Below are 5,413 nucleotides of genomic sequence, written 5' to 3'. Positions count from 1 at the left end.
CTTTCAATTGATCGCAGTAAACATATAGTTAATAAGGTGTTAGCAGCGGATACAGCTTCAGAAATAGAAGCGAATTTCGAACCACATATCATAAGTAACTCCGTACTTTGTAGTGATGGTGCATGGCCTTATGTGAATATTGCAGAGCACAAGAATTGTGATCATAAACGATTAATCAATGGGAAAGATAGAGTAATAGACAATATTTACCACATCCAAACCGTTAATGGTGCAATCACTCACTTTAAGAGTTGGGTGGTAGGCAAAATGAAAGGGGTAGCGACTAAGTATTTACCGCATTATCTAACTTGGTTTAGAGAAAGTAGCGCAAAGTATGATTTTCAACAAATTTTACTCGCCGCTTATAGGTGACAACAGTGTAATGGAACAGAGCCTCTTTTTTGTAGTGATACGTAACCTAAAATACCGTTTATGCCAATATTGAGATCATTGGTTTTTCTATACACTAACTCAGAAGCTAAGCGCAGGTCATTACCAAGAGAAATATCTGCTCCAATATTAGCAAGATATAAATTAAAACGATTGGTTACAGAGGCTCCACTGCTAGGATCATTATTATAATACCCGATATCTGAACCTGGTATAATCTCTGTGAATCCGATCTCTTTTAACCATTCTTCACCTCCTTCATTTTTTACTTTTACTCTATGTATTGCTGCTACAAAGGTATGTTTAGGTGTTTTGTAACTAAAGGACATGCCAACGAGATCAATATCTACTTGGTTATAACTGCTACCTTGATTGTAAGCGCCCGCTATATCATTACCAATATAGTAGCGAAGGTCCGTTGTTTTTTTACCGGTATAGAGATCAACAATGAAATCGCTGTCATCAAAGTTGAATGTTTTACTGATTGCCGCCCCTGTGAAATGATATATAGGAGAGGTTGAGTCCGTTTCTGCAGGTAAGCGAGCGTAATTATAAGTCACACCTACATCTCTATTCACTGAGTTTAGGTAACCAGGGACTTGTAGTTCACCGATACGGAATAACCAGTCATTATTTGGACGATAAGACAAAAAAGCCCAAGTGATATCAACATCCACTCCGTTAGCTTGTGAGTTATTGGCTGCGAGTTTAGCTTGTATTGTTGCACTTAACTTGGAAGAAAATTTAATGTCAAGTTGCGCTGCGATTAAGCTGTCCTTTGAAAAAGTTCCTTCATTATCAATATATTGAAGATATGGTGAGGGATTATTTGAAACAGCAAAACCTAGGGTACCAAAACCTGAAAAATCATAACTTATCTCTGCGTGTGCATTGTTATGATAAAGCATCGCCAGTGGTAACATTTTAATCAGGAGTTTGTAATCAAAAAGGCTATTGATAGCCAAGTTATATTTCCAACATAAATTATTTAGTCCACTTATTGATATAAATATGTCGTAGAATCGAATCCTTTTTTATCTACTCTGTTTTTTGTTGCAAGGGATGAAGCTTAAAAAGTTTGTGAGTCACTTTACTTTTGTAAGCACTTATCATTCATTATTTACCCTATATTGATTACAGTTTATATTATTTTATTTGTTTTATTTGATTTTTTTAGTTGCTCCAATACTTATTGGAGTTGATATTTACTTTTTATTAATATTCTTAGTGGCTTATATCGATATCTAAATTTTATAAATAAAAAGGAATGTCACTTTTTTTCTCAAAAGAGGACGCCTCGTGGCAGACTGTATTATCGGAGTTTTTATTGCGGGAGAAGAGAGTGATGCTTTCACGCATTACCTAATGAGGTTTTTACTTAATAATTATGTCAATTTTCAACGCTGATTTAAGTAATAAAGTCTGATTACTTAAATCATTGATATATTCAGCCATCATTATTCCACTCTCAGATTAGATACAACAGCGATAAATAGGTGAATCAAAGTAGTGTACTTTAATCGTCTGGCCAATTATCTATGATTGATATGCATTTTTCTTCAATGGCAAACAATGCCTCAACAATTTCAGGGTCGAAATGATGGCCTTTGCCTTTAGCAATTATCTCCATTGATTGCTGATGTGAAAAAGGTTCTTTATAGGGGCGTGCACTGCGTAATGCGTCATAGACATCGGCGACAGCCATTAATCTAGCTGCTAACGGAATATTATTACCTACCAATGCTTTCGGATATCCAGAACCATCCCATTTTTCATGGTGATACAGTGCGATATCCATTGCATAACGGAGTAGTTCACCTTGCCCCCCCATCAAACCACTGGCTTGTTTTAGAATGTCATAACCCCGTTGTGAGTGAGTTTTCATTATTTCAAACTCAGCCTCAGTATGCCTGCCTGGTTTAAGCAAAATATTATCTGGTATGGTTATTTTACCGATATCGTGTAATGGCGATGACTTGGTGATCAAATCAATGACTTCGGGTGTTAATGTAGACGCATAATGAGGTAATTTAGTCAGTTCCTCTGCTAGCGAGCGAACATATTCCTGTGTACGACGAATATGGTTACCTGTGCACTCATCTCGAAACTCTGCAAGAGAGACCATTACATATATAGTCGCATCTTGTAATTTGTTCACTTGAGCTAAGCGTCGTGACACTTCTTTTTCTAACCAAATGTTATTATCAAGTAAATAATTTTGCCAAGTTTTAAGCTTAATATGTGTATTCACCCTCGCCATGACTATCGAAGGACTGATAGGTTTATGTATAAAATCGACGGCGCCTAATTCAAAACCACGCTCTTCATCTTCTACTGAAACTTTAGCAGTTAAAAATATAATAGGGACGTGCTGTGTTATTTCACTTTCTTTTAGGCGAATACATACTTCATAGCCATCGATATCTGGCATCATGATATCAAGTAATATCAAATCTGGAGGCGAAGCAAGTGCAAGTTCAATCGCTTTTTTTCCATTGTTAGCCGCTACAATCCGATATTTATCTTTAAGTAAGCCCATTAAAAGAGTTAGATTTGCCGGTGTATCATCCACAATTAAAATAGTAGGTTTGTCATTTAACCCCGTCATTAATACATTCCTTCTCTATTTTTATATTCTTGTAAGTGATTTAAAGCACTATCAAATTCAAAATTATTGATACATTGGTTAATTTGTAAAAGTATTTTTTCAGGTAATACATTGGTTAATAGTGGATAGTTTCTATTCCATTGTTCGATAACTTCTACATCACTCTCTAAAAGTAGACACTCTAATAATATAAGTACATCGCTAATTACCGATATTGTTGGACTTTTGTGAGGTTCGCTATGAAGGTGTATTTTTTTTAATTGGATTAATAACGGGTTTAATTCAGTGAGTAGTTTATTTAGGATCACTGTCGCCTAGGAGTAACTTGCATGTTTACACACTTGCTCAAGCTCAACGGCTGGTTGAGTCAATTGATTAGCTCCTATTGTTTCCGTCAAACCTTTTAAGGAATGGGCCATTAACTCTGCGCTCTTCCAATCTCTTGCTGCTAATAATAATGTAAACTTTTCCGAAAAATTTTTGAAATCGTTAAAAAAATTAACTAGCGCTTTTTGGTATAAGTCAGCTCTGCCTGCTGAATTCTTTAAGCCCTGGACGATATTCAAACCTGTAATAGGAGCAAACATAGCCTCGCTATCAATGGTTTTATTAGTTTCCGTGGCAAGAGGTAACAGAGACATCTTATTATGCAATTCATAGATTGTGGCGTAGAGTAATTCGGGAATTATCGGCTTTGATATATGTCCGTTCATGCCACAAAGACGGCTCTTCTGAATATCTTGCTCCATCGCATGTGCTGTCATCGCGACAATAGGCAAGCCTGCAAATTTTTGATGTTCACGTAATAGTTTAGTTGCTGCATAGCCATCCATGACAGGCATTTGCAAATCCATTAACACGATATTATATTGGGTTATTTTGCCATTTAATATTTTTTGTACTGCTTCTTGCCCGTTATTTGCCGTATCGATTAAAGCGCCTTTCATTTTTAATAATTCTATCGCGAGTTGTTGATTGGTTTTGTTATCTTCTACTAATAATATCTTAATGCCCTGTAGACTTAGCTCGTTTTTAGTTGAGAGAGACCGAGCCAATTTGCTTTCTGAAGTGGTAATGGAATTGAATACATTCTTCAGTGTTGTCGGTAAAATAGGTTTAGATAATAAATGTTCAATCGCATATTTTGTGGCTGTTTTATGCATATTTCCATATTCATTAGCAGACATCATGATCAACTTAGTTTTCTCTAAATATCTTTTCTCACTGTGGGATTGTAAAAACTGCTTTCCTGAAATATCTTTACTCGTCCAATCAAAAAAGACTAAATCATAAGGTGTTCCTGTATCATATTTATTTTGTATCATGAGAAGGCCCTCAAGACCGCTATCGGTCATTTCTATGCCATGCTCAACCTCACTGCCTACTTCAAGTCGTTGCATCATCGCTTGTAAATGCAATCTTGATTTTTGTTGTTGATCAACAATCAACACTCGTAAATTTGCAACATTGATTTGGCTATGGGCAAGGGGCTGTTTTTTAGGTAAATCAAATTTTGCACTGAATGAAAAAGTAGTTCCTTTATGTGGGGTGCTGTTGACCTTTATTTCCCCCTCCATTAATTCGATTAAATTTTTTGTGATAGCAAGGCCTAAACCAGTACCGCCATACTTACGTGTTGTTGAGCTATCTGCTTGTTCAAACTCTAGAAATAATCGACTCACTTGCTCATCTGTCATACCGATACCAGTATCCTCTACTGAGAAGCTAAGTGTTGTTTGCGTAGCGGTGTTTTCTATTGTGGAGATGGTGAGTTTTATGTGACCACATTGGGTAAATTTGATCGCATTTGATAATAGGTTATTTAGTATCTGGCCGAGCCTAATGGCGTCGCCAACAAGCACTTTAGTGTCATTCAATAATGAATTACTTGTTATCTCTACTAGCATTTCAATGTCTTTTTTCGCCAAGCTTTGCTTGACCAAGGATAATGAATTAATTATCGCCGTTTCTAATTGAAATGAGGTCTTTTCAAGTTCTATTTTACCTGCTTCTATTTTTGAAAAGTCTAAAATATCATTAATAATATTAACTCAAGTTTCGGAGTTCACTTTTAGCCCATAAAAGTGGACGTTTCATCATTCTAGCGCCTCTTGCCGCAAGGTGAAACTATCCATTTGCATGACTTGCGTAAAAAAATCGACAACCATTTTTTCAATTTTGTTTAACACGTCATGTTTATCAACGTTTGTTAAACTTGTCATTTCATTTAATGCACCCGCGATCAACGCTTTGAATAATCCCCACAATTTACTGGCAAAGTTCAGGCAACTCAAATTTTCTTCAAAATCATTTCTTACATCACTAAGTCTTGCCGAGCCTTCTTCTTGTTTGGCAAAAAGCAGAATGCAAAACCTTAGGCCAGTTAGGTGTATTGAGGCAATATAAGCACTGTAA

At 36.1% G+C, this 5,413-nt stretch carries 4 protein-coding genes and 1 pseudogene; 1 reads left to right on the top strand and 4 read right to left on the bottom strand.

The annotated features are described in order from the left end of the window. A partial coding sequence (locus tag H592_RS0121065) for an IS1595 family transposase (RefSeq protein WP_169727680.1) occupies positions 1 to 372 on the top strand: 372 nt, incomplete at its 5' end. On the opposite strand, the gene H592_RS0121060 is transcribed toward H592_RS0121065, so the two are convergent. From H592_RS0121060 to H592_RS24325, 4 genes and pseudogenes are all read right to left on the bottom strand, one after another. Continuing rightward, entirely contained in the window at positions 363 to 1,355 is a 993-nt protein-coding gene (locus H592_RS0121060) for a hypothetical protein (protein WP_028870499.1), read from the bottom strand. The two genes, H592_RS0121065 and H592_RS0121060, sit on opposite strands and share 10 nt — an antisense overlap. Positions 1,356 to 1,906: 551 nt before the next feature. Then, positions 1,907 to 2,998, bottom strand: coding sequence for a response regulator (locus tag H592_RS23110; protein WP_051369308.1), 1,092 nt, complete (start codon positions 2,996 to 2,998; stop codon positions 1,907 to 1,909). 314 nt (positions 2,999 to 3,312) lie between these two features. Then, entirely contained in the window at positions 3,313 to 4,905 is a 1,593-nt protein-coding gene (locus H592_RS0121045; protein ID WP_028870497.1) for a hybrid sensor histidine kinase/response regulator, read from the bottom strand. Between the two features lie 189 nt (positions 4,906 to 5,094). After that, positions 5,095 to 5,413 (bottom strand): annotated as a pseudogene (locus tag H592_RS24325) (IS4 family transposase); the annotation flags it as partial.

This window comes from Psychromonas arctica DSM 14288 (assembly GCF_000482725.1).
GTDB classification, from domain to species: domain Bacteria; phylum Pseudomonadota; class Gammaproteobacteria; order Enterobacterales; family Psychromonadaceae; genus Psychromonas; species Psychromonas arctica.
This window is presented reverse-complemented; position numbering and strand designations above follow the sequence as displayed.